This window comes from Fictibacillus sp. NRS-1165, from assembly GCF_050468105.1.
Lineage (GTDB): Bacteria > Bacillota > Bacilli > Bacillales > Fictibacillaceae > Fictibacillus_C > Fictibacillus_C terrinigri.
Map to the genome: position 1 here is coordinate 1 of NZ_JBDPNU010000011.1, position 3,132 is coordinate 3,132.

Below are 3,132 nucleotides of genomic sequence, written 5' to 3' on the forward strand. Positions count from 1 at the left end.
TAACCTTATAATACGAACGGGCCCGTTTGTTGAAGAAACTTGTTGAGACTTTTTGCGTAATTTAGCCATTATGTGAAACAAGGGATACTTACTAAGGTTATTCAGAATATAGTGTAGAAACAATTAACATGAACCTAATTACTTTTATATGAACGATTATTCCTTGACAAGTATATTCCTATATATTCAAAATTTGGATTGTTTCTTTAAGAAGGAGATCTACACCTTTTTATTGAACAATAGAGCAGGAATGTAGAAGAAGAATAGTCCAAACTGTACTAAGCGCAACATTGTGTCGTCGATCCGAAATTCAGTATAAATCTTAGCTAAAAGTTTCACAATGAGGTCCTCATGATCTTTATAAGCTTTTCTGTCAAATAAAAGCTAATCTATTATGTATCAAATAATACTCTCTTGCCCTATTTCTATATAGCAATTTTGAAAAGAATTTTTAAGATTTTTTATTCATTGTGTTGATTTTGGTGTTTCCCGTTCGTTGTATTTATAAAGAGGCCAATTAGGGGATTTGCCTCTAAAAAGAAGGAGGAAATTTTTATGCTATTTATGCTGATTGTCAAAGCCTCGAAGAATTCGGAAGGCGGAAATCGCCCGAGCTCAGAGCTCAATGAAGCCATGAGGAAGTACAATGAGGAATTAGTTAAGGCAGGCGTGCGGGTTGCGGCTAAAGGACTTCATCCAAGTTCAAATGGAATTCGCATTTCGTATCCTAAACCAGGGGAAAAGCCGGTGGTTACGGATGGCCCATTTACGGAAACGAAAGAATTGATTGCCGGGTTCATTCTGATTGATGTGAAATCGAGGGAAGAAGCCATCGAGTGGGCCATGCGGATGCCGGACCCGATGGGACATGGGGAAGGTCAGATTGAATTGCGTCAAGTATATGAGGCGCCGGAGCTGTCCGAAATGTTGGCAAAAGAAGCTGAATTACGCGAGAAATCAGAAAAAAGAAGACCATAGTGACAACCTATAGAACCCATCGTACCATTGAAGGAATCTGGACCGTCGAATCAGCCAGAATCATAGCCGGTGTTGCCCGAATAATTCAAGATGTCAGTATTGCAGAGGATTTAGCGCAAGATACGTTGGCCATTGCACTTGAAAAATGGCCGGAATCAGGCATACCGGAAAAACCGGGAGCCTGGCTCATGACTGTTGCCAAACGTCTGGCGATTAATCTTCTGCGTCGAAACAAATTACGTGATCAAAAATATGAGGAAATCGGCCGCAACATGGAATTCAAAGCAAAAACGGACTATGATTCAATTGACGAGGAGATCAATGACGATCTCCTGCGTCTCATCTTCACCACTTGTCATCCGGTACTTTCCAGGGAAACTCGAGTCGCTCTAACGCTTAAACTGTTATGCGGCTTAAAGACAGATGAAATTGCGCAAGCTTTTCTTGTGTCTGAATCAACCATTGCACAACGAATCGTCAGAGCTAAGCGTACGCTTTCTGCTTCAAAGGTACCTTTTGAAGTTCCCTGTGGACTTGAGCTTTCAAGCCGGATGTCATCAGTTCTGGATGTGATCTATCTCATGTTTAATGAAGGATATTCTGCAACTGGTGGTGAGAACTGGATTCGTCCAACGCTGTGCAGTGAAGCTATTCGTCTTGGCCGGATTCTGGCGGAAATTCTCCCTGAGGAACCGGAAGTACATGGCCTGATTGCTCTCATGGAAATCCAGGCGTCACGTTTCAAAGCGCGCATTGGCCCATCGGGAGAGCCGATATTGCTTCAGGATCAGAATCGGGCCCTTTGGGATGATCTTTTGATTCACCGCGGCTATTCGGCGCTAAAGCGGATTGAGCAAATCGGCGGTGCCTATGGTCCGTACTCACTGCAAGCATGTATAGCTGCTTGTCACGCCAAGGCACGAACGGCATCGGAAACGGATTGGCAAGAAATTTCCGCACTATACGATGCCCTCTCCCAGGTGGCACCATCTCCCATAGTGGAATTGAACCGCGCTGTTGCTATTTCCATGGCTTATGGACCGGCCGCTGGGCTGGAGATCGTGGATGCATTGGAAGACGAACCTTCCTTGAAAAAGTATCACTTATTGCCAGCGGTTCGTGGCGACTTGCTTGCAAAGCTGGAGAGAAATGAGGAAGCATGCGCTGAGTTCAAGCGTGCAGCATCGCTTACACAGAATGAACAAGAGCGAGCCTTGCTTCTAAAGCGGGCAGCCGATTACGTTTAATTCTAAACGTTTCTTGCTGAAAGATTTCTCGCAGAAATCTAACATCAATTTTTCGATTTACGAGTCTGGTCAATATAACCATGCCAAGTTGGGGTTTACAAAAAAAAACGCAGCTGCCACGCATCTGAGGAAAGATTTTCAACTCACTTCAGATGCTTTTTTGTTTTGCAGGGAGGAAAATGTGGGATAACTAACGACCGCAATCCAAAACTTAGAGCATTTTATAACAAAAAGCGTGAAGAAGGGAAACCACATAAGGTGGCCATCATTGCTTGTGTAAACAAGCTCGTTCATTGGATTTATGTTTTATTAAAACGCAAAGAGGCTTCCAAAAAATATATAAATTACCCAATAAAATACTTTATTGGAAATAATTTAAAGTTACTGTATTTGAAGTTTATTTTGTTGGTCATTTTTATTGTAACATGACTTTTTCCACCTTTTTAGTCCTACCTGCTGACCTTCTATTAGCTGGTATCCTTGAAACATGTATCAGGGAAGGATAGGTGTTAGGTGCTTCTAATACATGAGATGAGCCACGACAATTCCTGTTTAATTTTCCTGATGTTCGTTCGATTCTAGAAACGAATCGAACGATTCATCCAATAATCTTTCCCGATTTGTGTCTTCATTGACATCTGTATCCATTTCCATTGCTTGTTTAAGTATGTGGTATGTATCATCTTTTTTATTTTTATGAGGAATTGGATTATGGCTGTTATTTTCTTGATTTGGCATATAATCTCCTTCTGTAACAGCTAGTTTATATTAGTATGAACAATTGATCCAAAATAAAATCCATTACTTTAATTCAGCTTCCTTCACGAACTCGATTCTAATTTCATACTTTTCATTCATCCGGTTGAATTGCAAAAACCGATCTTATCATGAACTGAGCCCTTTAAAA

3 protein-coding genes and 1 pseudogene are annotated in these 3,132 nt (G+C 41.3%); 3 read left to right on the plus strand and 1 reads right to left on the minus strand.

The features are described from left to right. Nucleotides 1–555: 555 nt before the first annotated feature. From ABHN01_RS03625 to ABHN01_RS03635, 3 genes and pseudogenes are all read left to right on the plus strand, one after another. Nucleotides 556–978 (plus strand): YciI family protein, encoded by a 423-nt coding sequence (locus tag ABHN01_RS03625; RefSeq protein WP_290398448.1) that lies wholly within the window; start codon nucleotides 556–558, stop codon nucleotides 976–978. Continuing rightward, nucleotides 978–2,225, plus strand: a complete 1,248-nt coding sequence (locus ABHN01_RS03630; RefSeq protein ID WP_429874404.1) for an RNA polymerase sigma factor — start codon at nucleotides 978–980, stop codon at nucleotides 2,223–2,225. The genes ABHN01_RS03625 and ABHN01_RS03630 overlap by 1 nt, the downstream gene beginning before the upstream one ends. A gap of 198 nt (nucleotides 2,226–2,423) precedes the next feature. Then, nucleotides 2,424–2,546 (plus strand): annotated as a pseudogene (locus ABHN01_RS03635) (IS110 family transposase); the annotation flags it as partial. A 231-nt stretch (nucleotides 2,547–2,777) separates the two neighbouring features. On the opposite strand, the gene ABHN01_RS03640 reads toward ABHN01_RS03635, so the two are convergent. Beyond that, complete coding sequence (locus ABHN01_RS03640; RefSeq protein ID WP_429874405.1) at nucleotides 2,778–2,963, minus strand: hypothetical protein; 186 nt, start codon at nucleotides 2,961–2,963, stop codon at nucleotides 2,778–2,780. Nucleotides 2,964–3,132: the final 169 nt, after the last annotated feature.

Excerpts from the sequence above, each read along its gene's own strand:
- ABHN01_RS03625 (WP_290398448.1), top strand. The coding sequence starts at position 556 with ATGCTATTTATGCTGATTGTCAAAGCCTCGAAGAATTCGGAAGGCGGA.
- ABHN01_RS03640 (WP_429874405.1), bottom strand. The coding sequence starts at position 2,963 with ATGCCAAATCAAGAAAATAACAGCCATAATCCAATTCCTCATAAAAAT.